Genomic DNA, 14,998 nt, shown 5'->3' on the forward strand with positions numbered 1-14,998 from the left:
CGCCGGTCTGCCCCGACGGCCGTTCCGAGCACGAGCAACAGTGCCGCAAGGGCTCAACCGCCCCCCGACGTCAGGAAGTTGACGTCAGCCGTGCGATCGCCTCGTCCACGGTGACTTCCTCGCGCTCCCCCGTACGGCGGTCCTTGAGCTCGACGACGCCCTCGGCGGAGCGGCGGCCCGCGACCAGGATCTGCGGGACACCGATCAGTTCGGCGTCGGTGAACTTCACGCCCGGGGAGACGCCCGCGCGGTCGTCCACCAGGACGCGGACACCGGCGGCGGCCAGCCGATCGGACACGTCGAGGGCCAGCTCCGTCTGGAGCGCCTTTCCGGCGGCGACCACGTGCACGTCGGCGGGGGCGACCTCCTTGGGCCAGCACAGGCCCTGCTCGTCCGCGTGCTGCTCGGCGAGGGTGGCGACGGCGCGGGAGACGCCGATGCCGTAGGAGCCCATGGTGACGCGGACGGGCTTGCCCTGCTGGCCGAGGACGTCGAGCTGGAAGGTGTCGGCGTACTTGCGGCCGAGCTGGAAGATGTGGCCGATCTCGATGGCACGGTCCAGGCGCAGGCCGGTGCCGCACTTGGGGCAGGGGTCGCCCGCCTCGACCACGACCACGTCGAGGTACTGGTCCACCTCGAAGTCCCGGCCGGCGACGACGTTCTTCGCGTGCTTGCCCTGCTTGTTGGCGCCGGTGATCCACGCGGTGCCGGGCGCGACGCGGGGGTCGGCGATGTAGCGGACCTTCTCCAGGCCCTGCGGGCCGACGTAACCGCGGACCAGGTCGTCGCGGCCCTCGAAGTCCTCGGCGGTGACGAGTTCGACGACGGCCGGGGCCAGGTGCTCGCCGAGCTTGCCGAGGTCGACCTCGCGGTCGCCGGGCACGCCCACGGCGACGATCTCGCCGTCGACCTTCACGAGGAGGTTCTTCAGCGTCGCGGACGCGGGGACGTCCAGGTGCGCGGCGAGGGTCTCGATGGTCGGGGTGTCGGGGGTGTCCAGCTCCTCGACCGCGGCGGTGCCCGTCGCGTCCGCGGGCTCGGCGACGAAGGTGACGGCCTCGGTGTTGGCCGCGTAGTCGCACGCGGGGCAGTCCACGAACGTGTCCTCACCGGCGGGCGCGGGGGCGAGGAACTCCTCGGAGGCCGAGCCGCCCATCGCGCCGGAGACGGCGGAGACGATGCGGTAGTCGAGGCCCAGGCGGCGGAAGATCTTCTGGTACGCCTCGCGGTGCAGCCGGTAGGACTCGGCGAGGCCCTCGTCGGTGGTGTCGAAGGAGTACGAGTCCTTCATGTGGAACTCGCGCCCGCGCAGCACGCCGGACCGGGGGCGGGCCTCGTCGCGGTACTTGGTCTGGATCTGGTAGAGCATGACCGGCAGGTCCTTGTACGACGAGACCTGGTCCTTGACGACGAGGGTGAAGATCTCCTCGTGGGTCGGGCCGAGCAGGTACTCGCCGCCCTTGCGGTCCTTGAGGCGGAACAGCAGGTCGCCGTACTCGTCCCAGCGGCCAGACGCGTCGTAGGGCTCCTTGGGCAGCAGGGCCGGGAGCAGGACCTCCTGGGCGCCGATGGCGTCCATCTCCTCGCGCACGACGCGGGAGACGTTGTCGAGGACCTTCTTGCCGAGCGGCAGCCAGGACCAGATGCCCGCGGAGTTGCGGCGGACGTAGCCGGCGCGCACGAGGAGCTTGTGGCTGATCGTCTCCGCGTCGGCCGGGTCGTCGCGCAGTGTCTTGACCATCAACCGGGACATGCGCTGGACCTGGGCCATGATTCTTTACTCCTGCTGCTGCCTGAGGGTGGTGCTCTGGAGGTTAGCCGGGCGGCCCATCCCGGCGGAAATCGGTTAGTGCCCGGCGCCGGGCGCGGGCGGTGCGGGCCGGGGTCCGCGCAGCGGCAGCGGGGCGCCCATCACCGCGTACGGCTGGGCCGCGCTCGGGAACAGCACGCGGCGGGCGAGGTCCTGGTAGCCGAGGGAGCGGTACAGGCCGCGGGCCGGGCTGTCGGTGTCGATGGCGGAGAGGATCGAGCGGGGTTCGGCGGCGCCGTCGGTGATCGCGGTGATCAGGGCGCGGCCCACGCCGCGGTTCTGGTGGGCGGGGTGCACGTGCAGTTCGGTGATGACGAAGGAGCCGTCGAGCCAGCCGTCGTGCCCCTCGTCGCGCAGGTACGGCTCGACGACGGTGGACCACCAGTGGGCGCGGTCGTTGGGCATGCCGTAGACGAAGCCGGTGAGGCGTCCGTCGGGGGTGACGGCGCCGAGCGCGCGGGCGCCGGGCGTGGTCATGTGCCGCAGCACGATCTGGCGGCGCACGGCGACCTCGTCGGCGCCGAGCCCGAAGGCGACCGCCTGGACGGCGAGGGCCTCGTCGACGCGTGCGGCGAGGTCGAGCCGGCCGATCACGATGTCGTCGTGGGGGCGGTCGCCGTGACCGGGGAAGCGCAGCATGCCGGGGAGACTACAGGGCGCGCCCGTACGGCCGGGCGCCGATGATCTCCGCCGGGGACGCCCGCGGGGCCGCCTCAGAACAGCACGCTCATGAAGGCGCCGATCTCCTGGAAGCCCACTCGGGCGTAGGTTCGGCGCGCGGGGGTGTTGAAGTCGTTGACGTACAGGCTGACCTGGGGTGCGACGTCCGCGAGGGCGTAGCGCAGGACGGCCGCCATGCCGGGGGCGGCGACTCCCCGGCCCCGGTACTCGGGGGCGACCCACACGCCCTGGATCTGGCAGGCGCGGGTGGTCGCGGCGCCGATCTCGGCCTTGAAGACGACCTTGCCGTTCTGGTCGACGCGGGCGAACGACCGCCCGGAGCCCACGAGTTCGGCGACCCGGGCCTGGTAGAGCAGCCCGCCGTCACCGGCCAGCGGGGAGACGCCGACCTCCTCGGTGAACATGGCGACGCAGGCCGGCATGATCGTTTCCATCTCGTCCTTGCGGACGCGGCGCACGTACGGGTCGGGGACGACGTCGTCGGGCATCCGGTCGGTGACCATCAGCGGCTGGCGCGCACGGACCTCGCGGGCGGGGCCCCAGTGGGGTTCGAGCAGCCGCCACAGTTCGGCGGTCCGCTCGGCGGGGCCGACGATGGAGGAGCAGCGCCGGCCGGCCCGGCGGGCACGGTCGGCGAAGGCGCGCACCGCGCGCGGGGTGGCACAGATCGGGACGAGGTTGGCGCCCGCGTAGCACAGGGACGTGAGCATGCCGTCCTCGTACCAGCCCCACATCTCCCCGCCGAGCCGCCAGGGGTCGAGGCCGGCCACCTGGACGCGGGAGGTGACGAACGCGTTCGCCACCGGCTCGCGGTCGAGGACGGCGAGTGCGGCGTCCAGGTCGCCCGGTACGAGCACCCTGGAGGTGGTCTGCGTCAACAAGTGCGGGACCTCACCCTGTGGTCTGCTGGTCTCCGCACTGTACCTGCCGAGTTTGTGACGTGCCCGCGCCCGGGGGACGGTCCCGGGCGGCCGGCCCGCGGACGCGGGCGGCGTGGTGTGCGCCGGGCGCGGACGGGCGGGCGCGCGAGCGCCCCGTCACCGGCGGGGACGGGGCGCGTGAGGTGCGGGAAGGTCAGCCGGCGACGGAGACCGAGGGCTCGCCGGAGGCGATGCCGTCCTTCTCCATCTGCTCGGCGAGCTTCATGGCCTCGTCGATGAGCGTCTCGACGATCTTCGACTCGGGGACGGTCTTGATGACCTCGCCCTTCACGAAGATCTGGCCCTTGCCGTTGCCGGAGGCGACACCGAGGTCGGCCTCGCGGGCCTCGCCCGGACCGTTCACCACGCAGCCCATCACGGCGACGCGCAGCGGGACCTCCATGCCCTCCAGGCCGGCGGTCACCTCTTCGGCGAGCTTGTACACGTCGACCTGGGCGCGGCCGCACGAGGGGCAGGAGACGATCTCCAGGCGGCGCGGCTTCAGGTTCAGCGACTCCAGGATCTGGAGGCCGACCTTGACCTCCTCGGCGGGCGGGGCCGACAGGGACACCCGGATCGTGTCGCCGATGCCGCGCGAGAGCAGGGCGCCGAAGGCGACGGCCGACTTGATGGTGCCCTGGAAGGCCGGTCCGGCCTCGGTCACGCCGAGGTGCAGCGGGTACTCGCACTGCTCGGCGAGCTGGCGGTAGGCCTCGACCATGACGACCGGGTCGTTGTGCTTGACGGAGATCTTGATGTCGCGGAAGTCGTGCTCCTCGAACAGCGACGCCTCCCAGAGCGCGGACTCGACGAGCGCCTCGGGCGTCGCCTTGCCGTACTTCTTGAGGAGGCGGGCGTCGAGGGAGCCCGCGTTCACGCCGATGCGGATCGGGGTGCCGTGGTCCTTCGCGGCCCGCGCGATCTCCTTCACCTTGTCGTCGAACTGCTTGATGTTGCCCGGGTTCACCCGGACCGCGGCGCAGCCGGCCTCGATGGCGGCGAAGACGTACTTCGGCTGGAAGTGGATGTCCGCGATCACCGGGATCTGCGACTTGCTCGCGATGGTGGCCAGCGCGTCCGCGTCGTCCTGCGTGGGGCACGCGACGCGCACGATCTGGCAGCCGGAGGCGGTCAGTTCGGCGATCTGCTGGAGGGTCGGACCGATGTCGGAGGTCCGCGTCGTCGTCATCGACTGCACCGAGACCGGGGCGTCCCCGCCGACCGCGACGGAGCCGACCTGGATCTGCCGGCTCTTGCGGCGGGGGGCGAGGGTGGTCGGAACGGTCGGCATGCCGAGTGAAATCGCAGTCATCTGCTGTGCAACCCCAAGTCGTGGATCAGGTCCGGTCCCGGAGCAACGGGGCCCAGGATTCGAGATTACGGCACGGGCTCGAACACGAGCGCATCCCGTCGGTAAACCACCCTATGAAGTGGGTCCGCGACGGACCCGGTCCCGCGCCGCCGTCGGCGGGGCGGGACCAGGGTGCACCCGCACCGCGTACGGCGGGTGTCGGGACGCTGTCCCCGGGGTGTCGGGAGGAGCCGGCCCCTACGTGATGCGGACCGGGTTGATCACGTCGGCGACGAGCACCAGCAGCGTGAAGCAGACGAAGACCCCGGCCACCACGTAGGCCACCGGCATCAGCTTCGCGACGTCGAACGGGCCCGGGTCGGGGCGCCGCAGGAGCTTCGCCAGGTGGCGGCGCAGCGACTCCCAGAGGGCGCCCGCGATGTGGCCGCCGTCGAGCGGCAGCAGCGGGAGCATGTTGAAGAGGAACAGGGAGAGGTTGAAGCCGGCGACCAGCATCAGCGCCATGGCGATCTGCTGGGTGGGCGGGATGTCCAGGGTGAAGATCTCGCCGCCGACGCGGGCGGCGCCGACCACGCCCATCGGGGAGTCGGCCTGGCGGGGCGCGCCGTCGAAGACCGCGTCCCACAGGGCGGGGATCTTGCCGGGCAGCGCGACGATGGAGTCGACGGCCTCGCCGATCCGGTCGCCCATCCACGTCACCGACTGGCCGAGGTCCTGGTGGACGACGCCGGTGGCGGCGCTGAAGCCGAGGAAGCCGGCGGTGACGTACTTGCCCTCGACGATCTGGCCGCTGGAGTCCTTCTGCGCGACGAGGTTCTTGGCGATCTTCGCGTGCAGCGTCGTGTCCCGGCCGTCGCGCTCGACGACGATCGGGACGGTCTTGCCGGGGTTCGCGCGGATCAGGTCGGAGAGCCGGTTCCACTCGTCGGTCCTCACCCCGTCGAACGAGACGATCTTGTCGCCCGCCTTCAGGCCGGCCGCGGCGGCCGGGGAGGCCGCGTCGGTCGCCCGGCAGGTGTCGCGGTTCTGGCTCTGCGAGATCACGCACTTGGAGACGGAGCTGACCGTGGTGGTCTGCTGCGAGATGCCGAAGCCCATGAGGACGACGAGGAACAGCACGACGGCGAGGATCAGGTTCATGAACGGGCCCGCGAACATCACGATGACCCGCTTCCACGGGGCGCGCGTGTAGAAGAGGCGGGTGTCGTCGCCGGGCCGCAGCTCCTCGAAGGCGGCGGAGCGCGCGTCCTCGATCATGCCGCGCCAGGGCGAGGTGGAGCGGGCTTCGATGCGGCCGTCGGCGCCGGGCGGGAACATGCCGATCATGCGGATGTAGCCGCCGAACGGGATGGCCTTGAAGCCGTACTCCGTCTCGCCCTTCTTGCGCGAGAAGACGGTCGGCCCGAAGCCGACCATGTACTGCGGCACGCGGATGCCGAACAGCTTGGCGGTGGAGAGATGCCCCAGCTCGTGCCAGGCGATCGAGACCAGCAGGCCGACCGCGAAGACGACTATGCCGAGGATCATCATCAAGGTCGTCATGCACGCGCCTCCGCGGTGGCCGCCGTCGCCGTCAGTTCCCGGGCCCGGGTCCGTGCCCAGGTCTCCGCTTCGAGGACGTCCGGCACCGTCAGGGAAGTTCCCGTCGCGGGTGTGCCGTGTTCCTCGACCACTCGCGTGACGGTCTCCATGATTCCGTTGAAGGGCAGGGCCCCGCGGCGGAAGGCGTCGACGCATTCCTCGTTCGCCGCATTGAACACCGCCGGGGCGGTGCCCGCGAGCTGTCCGACGTGCCGGGCCAGACCCACCGACGGGAACGCCTCGGTGTCCAGCGGGAAGAACTCCCACGTGGACGCCTTGCTCCAGTCGAAGGCGGGCGCGGCGTCCGGGACGCGTTCGGGCCAGCCCAGGCCGACGGCGATCGGGCCGCGCATGTCGGGCGGGGTGGCCTGGGCGATGGTGGAGCCGTCGGTGAACTCGACCATGGAGTGCACGTAGGACTGCGGGTGGACGACGACCTCGATGCGCTCGAACGGGATGTCGTACAGCAGGTGCGCCTCGATGACCTCCAGGCCCTTGTTGACGAGGGTCGCCGAGTTGATCGTGATGACCGGTCCCATGGCCCAGGTCGGGTGGGCGAGCGCGTCCTCGACGGTGACGTTCGCCAGCTCCGCCTTGGTGCGGCCGCGGAACGGGCCGCCCGACGCGGTCACGACGAGCCTGCGGACGTCGGCGCGGGTGCCGGCGGCCAGCGCCTGGAAGAGCGCGGCGTGTTCGGAGTCGACGGGGATGATCTGCCCCGGCTTGGCGATCGCCTTGACCAGCGGACCGCCGACGATGAGCGACTCCTTGTTGGCGAGCGCGAGGGTGCGGCCCGCCTCCAGCGCGGCCAGGGTCGGCGCGAGGCCGATGGACCCCGTGATGCCGTTGAGGACCGTGTGGCAGTCGGCGGCGGCGAGTCCGGTGGCGGCGTCCGGCCCCGACAGGATCTCGGGCAGCGGCTCGCCGGGCCCGTACTCGGCGGCCAGCGCCTCGCGCAGGGCGGGGACGACGTCCTCGCGCGCGACGGCGACGGTCCGCACCCGCAGCCTGCGGGCCTGCTCGGCGAGGAGGGCGACCCGTCCGCCGTTGGCGGAGAGGCCGGTGACCGTGAAGCGGTCCGGGTTGCGCAGCACGAGGTCGACGGCCTGGGTGCCGATCGAGCCGGTCGAGCCGAGGATCACCACGTCCTTGGGGCCGTCACCCGCGACGGGGTCGTAGACGAGGTGCGGGTCGGCGAGGGGGGCTGGACTGTCGCTCATCCCCCCATTGTGGCCGCAACGGCTGCCGGTGGGGACAGGGCGTCCCCCGGTCGTGGGGCGGGCGTCCGCGACGGCACCGGTACGGGCGGCGGGGTGCCGGGGGCGGTGCGCGGCGCGCGGGAGGTGCGCGCGGCGGGGGTGCGGTGGCCGGCTCCGCCTCCCACCTGGGCGGATGCCGGCCGGGCGGGGCCGGGGCCGGCGGGCGGGGCGGTCCGCGGAGTCCTCGCCGGGGCGGCGGGGCGGGGGGAACCCGCGGCGGGCGGGTCACCGGATCGGACGACGGAGGGTGTCGCGTGCCTCACGTCACGGCGCGCGCACGGAAGGCGCCGCGGGCACACGGCGGGTGTTTCCGGCGGCGCGGCTGACGCTCCGTGACCGCGGGGCGCGGGCGGGCGCGGGCGCCGTGCGTCCGTTCCCAGAAAGGGGAATGGTGCGGTCTGTGACACTGCGGCGTCCCGCCGTAGACTTTCGCTCGTTACCGGCGGTTCCACCGGGTCGTGCCCGGACGTCCCGCGCGGGGGACACCGGACGGGGCGGACCGGCACCCGGGGTACGGCGGCTGTTTCCGCCGCGTTTCCCCCTGCCTGTCGTGGCGATGTCGTGAAGACACGCCTTCAACTTCTCCACCGAATTTCTGTGAATTCCACGAAAACTCCAACCAACGCGCACAGTTGTGCCATAGGGTCCACGATCACTTGGGTCTGTCCGTCCGGTGGGGAACGGAGTGCGGCGGCGGGACCCTGACGACCGTATGGCTGGGGGGCACATGCGAGATGTCGGCGTGTCGGAATCCGCGGGGGAACCGGGGGCGGAGACGACCAGTGAGCCGGTAGAGGAAACGAATCGTCGGACCACGACGGCGCAGTTGCGCGGCGTGGCCGCACGGAGCGTGACGGCGGGACCACCGTCCCGCTCCCAGGAACGGCGCGGAAGGACCCTCGAACGGGGCGGGGACGGACTCGGCAAGGCCCGCTGGTACCGCCCGTTCGCCCTGCTGACGGACGCGGCCGGGGCGGGCGTCCCGCTCGGCCTGCTGCTGGCCGCGGGCGAGCGTCAACTGCCCTGGCTGGGCGGCCTGTTCGGGGCCGCCGCCTGGACGGGCATCCGGGGCCTGCGGCGCCGGTACGCGTCCCGGCGGCTCGGTGAGTCGTTCGGCGTGCTGGCCACGGCGCGGGACTGGGTCCTGCTGGCCGGTGCGATGGCGCTGGCGCTGCTGCTCACGGACGTCTACGGGAGCACCCGGCCCACGACCGTGTTCGCGGCGACGCTGCCGGCCCTGCTGCTGACCGCGACGGCCACTCCCGTCGTGCGGCTCCACCTCAACAGGCAGCGCAGGCAGGCCCGTTCGGTCCGCCGGGCGCTGGTGGTGGGCGAGTCGGCCGCGGTCGACCAGGTCGTGGGGCGGCTCGCCTCGCGCACCGATCATCCCTACGTGGTGGTGGGCGTGGTGCCGGTCGGGCTGCAGAGCCCGCAGGCCGGGGTCCCGCTGCTCGGCAGGCTGGCGGCGGGCGCTGAGCCCGGCGACCGGGACGCCGACATCGTGCTCGGCGCGGTCGAGGACTGCGGGGCCGACGTGGCACTGGTACTGCCGGGGTTGAGGATGACGGGCGACCGGCTGCGCCGCGTGACCTGGGCGCTGCACGGCGCGGGGCTCCAACTCGCCGTGGTGCCGGGGCTGACGGAGGTCGCGCAGGCCCGGGTGCGGCCGACGTCGGCGGCCGGGCTGACGGTGCTTCAGATCGTGGCTCCGGCACAGCAGTTCGGGACGCCGTTCTTCAAGTCCGCGCTCGACAAGGTGGGTTCGGCGTTCGGGCTGCTGCTGCTCGCGCCGCTGTTCGCCGTGATCGCGCTGGCGGTGCGGTGCTCCTCACCGGGGCCGGTGTTCCACCGGCAGACCCGCTGCGGGCTGCACGGGGAGGCGTTCCTGATGTGGAAGTTCCGCACGATGGTCGTCGACGCGGAGGAACGGCTCGCCGAGCTGACCCGTTCGGGCGCCAACCAGAACGACGGGCTCATGTTCAAGATGCGCCGCGACCCGCGGGTGACACGGGTCGGGGGCGTGCTGCGCAGGCTCTCCCTGGACGAACTGCCGCAGCTTTTCAACGTACTTCGTGGTGACATGTCCCTGATAGGGCCGCGTCCGCCGCTGCCGGCGGAGGTCGCCCGCTACGACCGGACCGCGCTGCGGCGGCTCGCCGTGCGGCCCGGGATGACGGGCCTGTGGCAGGTCAGCGGCCGGTCCGACCTGTCCTGGGACGAGACCGTGGCGCTGGACCTGTTCTACGTGGACAACTGGTCGGTCGCCGCCGACATGGAGATCCTGACCCGGACCCTGCGCGCCGTCGTCGACGGCCGCGGGGCCTACTGAGGGGACCGCCGATGGGCGGAACCCACGGGCCGGGCGTGCCCGCCGCCGGTTCGCCGTGCTCCCGCGCCGCCTCGGCGGTGCGGGAGGGCGGGGCCCCGGCCCGGCACCGCTCAGGCGGCCCGGCGCCGCTCCTCCAGCCACCACGCGTACGTCGCGGCGATGCCGTCGCGCAGCGCCACCGCGGGCTTGAAGCCCAGGGAGGTCAGCCGGGTCACGTCCAGCAGCTTGCGCGGGGTGCCGTCGGGCTTGCTCGTGTCCCACACGATCTCGCCCTGATAGTCCGTCACCTCCCGTACGACTCGGGCCAGTTCGCTGATCGGCAGATCCTCGCCGCAGCCGATGTTCACCGGGCCCTCGTCGTCGTAGCGGTCGAGCAGCAGCGCGCAGGCGGCGGCCACGTCGTCGACGTGCAGGAACTCGCGGCGCGGGGTGCCGGTGCCCCAGAGGGTCACCTCGGGCGCCCCGTTCTCGCGGGCCTCGTGGAAGCGGCGGATCAGCGCGGGCAGGACGTGCGAGGTGGCGAGGTCGAAGTTGTCGCCGGGGCCGTACAGGTTGGTCGGCATGGCGCTGATGTACGCGGCGCCGTACTGGCGCCGGTACGACTGGACCTGCGCGATGCCGGCGATCTTGGCGATGGCGTACGCCTCGTTGGTGGGCTCCAGGGCGCCGGTCAGCAGCGAGTCCTCACGGATGGGCTGGTCGGCGAGTTTGGGATAGATGCAGGACGAGCCGAGGAACAGCAGGCGCGGGACACCGGCGGCGTGCGCGCCGGCGATCACCGCGAGCTGTATCCGGAGGTTGTCCTCCAGGAACTGCACGGGGTACGTGCTGTTGGCCATGATCCCGCCGACCTTGGCGGCGGCCAGCACGACGGCGTCCGGACGGACGTCGCGCAGGAAGGCCCCGGTCTGCCCGGCGTCGCGCAGATCGAGCTGCTCCCGGCCGCGAGTGACCACCTCGTGGCCGTCGGCCTCCAGCCGGCGGGTCACCGCCGAGCCGACGAGGCCCCGGTGTCCCGCGACGAACACGCGGGCCGGGCGCGGGAGCAGAGGGGGTGTGGACGGGGGCGTGGGCGAAGCGTCAGCAGTCATGGGCGGATTGTGCCAGTGACCGGCCACGCCGGGGGATGTTCCACGAAAAGTCGGGTCAATTCGCATGAAACGCGGCCCAGTTGGCCGCTCAGGAGGGGGTAGGGATGGCCAAGTCGGCTCTCATCACCGGAGTCACCGGTCAGGACGGCTCGTATCTCGCGGAGCTGCTGCTCGAAAAGGGATACACGGTGCACGGCCTGATACGCAGGTCGTCGAGTTTCAACACCGAGCGGATCGACCACATATACCAGGGCCCCGACCAGCCCGAACGCTCCTTCGTCCTGCACCACGCCGACCTCTCCGACGGGGTGGCGCTGGTGAACCTGCTGCGGGACATCCAGCCCGACGAGGTCTACAACCTCGGCGCGCAGTCCCATGTCCGGGTCTCGTTCGACGCGCCGCTGTACACGGGCGACGTCACGGGGCTCAGCACGATCCGGCTGCTGGAGGCGGTGCGGGCGAGCGGGGTCAACACCCGTCTGTACCAGGCGTCTTCGTCGGAGATGTTCGGCGCCACCCCGCCGCCGCAGAACGAGGGCACGCCGTTCCACCCGCGCAGCCCGTACGGCTGCGCGAAGGTCTACGGCTACTGGGCCACGGTCAACTACCGCGAGGCGTACGACATGTTCGCGGTGAACGGCATCCTCTTCAACCACGAGTCGCCGCGCCGCGGCGAGACCTTCGTGACCCGGAAGATCACCCGCGCCGTCGCCCGTATCAAGGCCGGTCTCCAGGACCGGCTGTACCTGGGCAACCTCGACGCGGTGCGCGACTGGGGCTACGCGCCCGAGTACGTCGACGCGATGTGGCGGATGCTCCAGCGCGACACCCCCGACGACTACGTGGTGGCCACCGGCGAGGCGGCGACCGTGCGGCAGTTCCTGGAAGTCGCCTTCGCCCATGTCGACCTGGACTGGGCCGAGTTCGTGCGCTACGACCCCAAGTACGAGCGGCCCAGCGAGGTCGACGCGCTGATCGGCGACGCCTCCAAGGCGGAGGAACTGCTCGGCTGGAAGCCGTCGGTGCGGGTGCGGGAGCTGGCCGGCATCATGGTGGACGCGGACGTGCGCCGACTGGAGAGCGAACTCACCGGCAGCGCCGTACGGGTGGACAGATGAGACACGGGGGCCGGCTGCGCGGCGCCCTGCTGTCCGTCGTCGCCCTGACCGCCGGTCTGCTGGGCGGCGCGGCGGCGACCGCGCCGCAGGCCGGTGCCGTCACCGCGCCGGTCGCGTTCAGCGCGGACAACCTGTCCACGTGGCAGACCAACGGCATCGTGTGGGCCCTCGCCCGAAGCGGGTCCACGGTCTTCGCCGGCGGCACCTTCTCCGCGATCCGGCCGCCCGGCGTCGCGGCCGGCGGCACCGGCACGCGCTCCGCCGTCAACTTCGCCGCGTTCAACGCCGCCACGGGCGTGCCGACGAGCTGCGCCCTGTCGTTCACCCGCACCTCCGGGACCGCGACCGTGCGGGCGCTCGCCGTGTCGCCCGACGGCGCGACGCTGTACGCGGGCGGCTACTTCACCTCGGTGGGCTCCGTCGCGGTCAACGGCCTCGCGGCCATCGACGTCGCCACCTGCACCGCGCGCGCCGCCTTCAACCCGGCGTTCAACGCGACCGTGCGCGCGCTGGACGTCGCCGCGGACGGCACCGTCTACGCGGGCGGCGACTTCACCACCGTGCGCGGCACGGCCCGGCAGCGGTTCGCCGCGCTCACGCCGGCCGGGGCGCTGACGTCCTGGACGGCGAACGCGGACCTGTCCGGGCGCGCGGTGAAGGTCACCACGGACGGCCAACACGTCGTCCTGGGCGGCGACTTCACCACCGTGGGCGGCGAGAACTCGCACGCGCTCGCCGTCGTCGCGAGCGGCACCGGCGCCGTCGAGCACACCTACCCGACCGGGTTCATCCCGGCCAACGCCAACATCAAGGCACTGGTGACCGACGGGACCGGTGTGTACGCGGCGAGCGAGGGCATGGGCGGTGCCTCCTTCGACGGGCGTCTCGCGCTGGACACCAGTGACTGGTCGCAGCGCTGGCGGGACACCTGCCAGGGCGCCAACCAGGCACTCGTCGTCTACCAGACCGTCCTCTACAGCGGGAACCACTCGCACGACTGCTCCTCCATGGGCTGGTTCGCCAACGTCGAGCGCAAGCACTTCATCGCGGAGACCACGGCCGATTCGGTCCCGACACCGCTGGCCTGGGCCCCCGACACTAACGAGGGCACCGGCGAGCAGCTCGGCCCGCGCGCGCTGACCCTGGCGTCGAGCGGCAGCTCCCCGTTCCTGTGGGCGGCGGGCGAGTTCACCACCGTCAACGGGGCCGCGCAGCAGAGCCTGACCCGGTTCGGGACCACCGACACCGGCGCGCCCTCGACGCCCGCGGTGTGGGCGTCGGCCGACACGAGCGGTGCCGTGGACGTGCGGTGGCAGGCGAGCCAGGACCTGGACGACGGGAACCTGACGTACGCGGTCTACCGCAACGGCTCCACCACCCCGATCCACACCGAGACGGACTACTCCCTGCCGTGGGAGCGCCCGCAGTTCTCCTGGACGGACACCTCGGTGACCGCCGGGACGACGTACTCGTACCGGATCACGGCGAGCGACGGCACCGGCACCAGTGCGCTGTCGACCGCCCGCACGGCGACGGCCGCCTCCTCGGCGGACGCGTACGCGGCGCGGGTGCGGGCCGACGGTGCCGGGCTGTACTGGCGCTACGACGAGTCGTCGGGGACGTTCGCCTCCGACAGCAGCGGCAACGACGTGGGCGGCGCCTACGTGAGCACCCCGTCGTACCGGCAGACCCCCGCCGCGGTGCCCGGCTCCAGTACGGCGCTCGGACTCAACGGCACCTCGGAGTACGTGTACACCGAGCAGCGCCAGCCCGCGCCGGCCGCGTACAGCGAGGAGACCTGGATCAGGACGACCACCACCAGTGGCGGCCGCATCCTCGGCTTCGGCGACAACATCGGTACCGGCGACTACGCGAGCCGCAGTTCCGACCGGGTGCTCTACATGACGGACGCCGGCCTGCTGACGTTCGGCTCGGGCAACTCCCGTGCGGGTACCCAGGCGACGCTGACGACACCGCGGGCGTACAACGACGGCGCCTGGCACCACGTCGTCGCGACGCAGGGCGCGGGCGGCATGGCGCTGTACGTGGACGGGGAGCCGGTGGGGTCCAACACGAACACCAACTCCGCGACGGCGAGCGGCTACTGGCGCGTCGGCGGCGACTCGCTGAGCGGTTTCCCCGCCGTGCCGACCAGCTCGTTCTTCGCGGGCACGGTGGACGAGACGGCGGTCTACCCGACCGTGCTGAGCGCCGCCCAGGTCGCGGCGCACCACACCCTCGGCACCGCCACCGGCGGCGGGGGCGGCGGGAGTTCCACGGTCACCCTCACGGCGACCGAGGACTCGTACGTCAACGCCGGTGCGACCGGCACCAATTACGGCACGTCCACGTCGCTCGCCGTGCGTGGCAGCGGTGCGTACGTGTCCTATCTGCGCTTCCAGCTGCCTGCCGCACCCAGCGGCACGACGCTGACGGGCGCCCAACTGCGGCTGCGGACCACGTCGCTCGACTCGGCCGGTTCGGCCGACTCGTTCACCGTGGTGCCGGTCACCGGGACGTGGACGGAGGCGGGCGTCACGTACGCGAACCGTCCGGCGCTGTCGTCGACGGTGCTCGGGACGCTGGCCGCACCGAACGCGGTGTCCACCGACTACTCGGTGGCGCTCGGGGCGGACGGGCTGAGCGCGCTGCTCGGTTCGGCCTCCTCACTGGCACTGACGAGTACCGGCACCGACGCCCTGTGGCTGTGGTCCGGCGAGATCGGCACCGCGGACTACCGGCCTCGGCTCGTGCTGACGTTCAGCTCGGACTGAGGACCGGTACACCGGACGCCGGGCGACCCGGTCCACCCCTCCCCCGGGCCGCCCGGCCCTCTTGCACCACCCGCTTGATTCTCAGGGAGAAGCACATGCACGGCAGTTCGACTCACAAGGGCT

Annotated in this window: 10 protein-coding genes; 3 read left to right on the forward strand and 7 right to left on the reverse strand. The window is 72.3% G+C overall.

The annotated features are described in order from the left end of the window. Positions 1-70: 70 nt before the first annotated feature. From ACFZA0_RS20660 to dxr, 6 genes are all read right to left on the reverse strand, one after another. On the reverse strand, positions 71-1,771 hold the full coding sequence (locus ACFZA0_RS20660; RefSeq protein ID WP_391018838.1) for a proline--tRNA ligase: 1,701 nt from the start codon (positions 1,769-1,771) through the stop codon (positions 71-73). A gap of 75 nt (positions 1,772-1,846) precedes the next feature. Then, positions 1,847-2,449: a GNAT family N-acetyltransferase gene (locus tag ACFZA0_RS20665; protein WP_391018841.1), complete on the reverse strand. Its 603-nt coding sequence runs from the start codon at positions 2,447-2,449 to the stop codon at positions 1,847-1,849. Between the two features lie 74 nt (positions 2,450-2,523). Next, complete coding sequence (locus ACFZA0_RS20670; protein ID WP_391018844.1) at positions 2,524-3,372, reverse strand: GNAT family N-acetyltransferase; 849 nt, start codon at positions 3,370-3,372, stop codon at positions 2,524-2,526. 193 nt (positions 3,373-3,565) lie between these two features. Then, on the reverse strand, positions 3,566-4,723 hold the full coding sequence (ispG, locus tag ACFZA0_RS20675) for a flavodoxin-dependent (E)-4-hydroxy-3-methylbut-2-enyl-diphosphate synthase (RefSeq protein WP_391018847.1): 1,158 nt from the start codon (positions 4,721-4,723) through the stop codon (positions 3,566-3,568). Between the two features lie 237 nt (positions 4,724-4,960). Continuing rightward, the gene (locus ACFZA0_RS20680; RefSeq protein ID WP_391019457.1) at positions 4,961-6,253 is read right to left on the reverse strand and encodes a site-2 protease family protein; all 1,293 of its coding nucleotides are present in this window, start codon (positions 6,251-6,253) and stop codon (positions 4,961-4,963) included. 8 nt (positions 6,254-6,261) lie between these two features. Beyond that, positions 6,262-7,524, reverse strand: a complete 1,263-nt coding sequence (dxr, locus tag ACFZA0_RS20685) for a 1-deoxy-D-xylulose-5-phosphate reductoisomerase (RefSeq protein ID WP_391018850.1) — start codon at positions 7,522-7,524, stop codon at positions 6,262-6,264. Between the two features lie 874 nt (positions 7,525-8,398). Here dxr and ACFZA0_RS20690 point away from each other — a divergent pair. After that, positions 8,399-9,892, forward strand: a complete 1,494-nt coding sequence (locus ACFZA0_RS20690) for an exopolysaccharide biosynthesis polyprenyl glycosylphosphotransferase (RefSeq protein WP_391018853.1) — start codon at positions 8,399-8,401, stop codon at positions 9,890-9,892. A gap of 110 nt (positions 9,893-10,002) precedes the next feature. On the opposite strand, the gene ACFZA0_RS20695 is transcribed toward ACFZA0_RS20690, so the two are convergent. Then, a complete protein-coding gene (locus ACFZA0_RS20695) occupies positions 10,003-10,983 on the reverse strand; it encodes an NAD-dependent epimerase/dehydratase family protein (protein WP_391018856.1) in 981 nt (326 codons plus the stop codon). A gap of 104 nt (positions 10,984-11,087) precedes the next feature. Between ACFZA0_RS20695 and gmd the strand changes: the two genes are divergently transcribed. Both gmd and ACFZA0_RS20705 read left to right on the forward strand, forming a co-directional pair. Continuing rightward, a complete protein-coding gene (gene gmd, locus ACFZA0_RS20700) occupies positions 11,088-12,101 on the forward strand; it encodes a GDP-mannose 4,6-dehydratase (RefSeq protein ID WP_391018859.1) in 1,014 nt (337 codons plus the stop codon). Beyond that, on the forward strand, positions 12,098-14,875 hold the full coding sequence (locus tag ACFZA0_RS20705) for a LamG-like jellyroll fold domain-containing protein (RefSeq protein ID WP_391018862.1): 2,778 nt from the start codon (positions 12,098-12,100) through the stop codon (positions 14,873-14,875). The genes gmd and ACFZA0_RS20705 overlap by 4 nt, the downstream gene beginning before the upstream one ends. Positions 14,876-14,998 lie beyond the last annotated feature (123 nt).

This window comes from Streptomyces sp. NPDC008150 (assembly GCF_042956945.1).
Taxonomy (GTDB): Bacteria; Actinomycetota; Actinomycetes; order Streptomycetales; family Streptomycetaceae; genus Streptomyces.

Bases quoted from the DNA above. Each gene is read 5' to 3' on its own strand.
- ACFZA0_RS20660 (WP_391018838.1), bottom strand. From the start codon at position 1,771: ATGGCCCAGGTCCAGCGCATGTCCCGGTTGATGGTCAAGACACTGCGC.
- ACFZA0_RS20705 (WP_391018862.1), top strand. From the start codon at position 12,098: ATGAGACACGGGGGCCGGCTGCGCGGCGCCCTGCTGTCCGTCGTCGCC.
- ACFZA0_RS20665 (WP_391018841.1), bottom strand. From the start codon at position 2,449: ATGCTGCGCTTCCCCGGTCACGGCGACCGCCCCCACGACGACATCGTG.
- ispG (WP_391018847.1), bottom strand. From the start codon at position 4,723: ATGACTGCGATTTCACTCGGCATGCCGACCGTTCCGACCACCCTCGCC.
- ACFZA0_RS20695 (WP_391018856.1), bottom strand. From the start codon at position 10,983: ATGACTGCTGACGCTTCGCCCACGCCCCCGTCCACACCCCCTCTGCTC.
- ACFZA0_RS20680 (WP_391019457.1), bottom strand. From the start codon at position 6,253: ATGATGATCCTCGGCATAGTCGTCTTCGCGGTCGGCCTGCTGGTCTCG.
- dxr (WP_391018850.1), bottom strand. From the start codon at position 7,524: ATGAGCGACAGTCCAGCCCCCCTCGCCGACCCGCACCTCGTCTACGAC.
- gmd (WP_391018859.1), top strand. From the start codon at position 11,088: ATGGCCAAGTCGGCTCTCATCACCGGAGTCACCGGTCAGGACGGCTCG.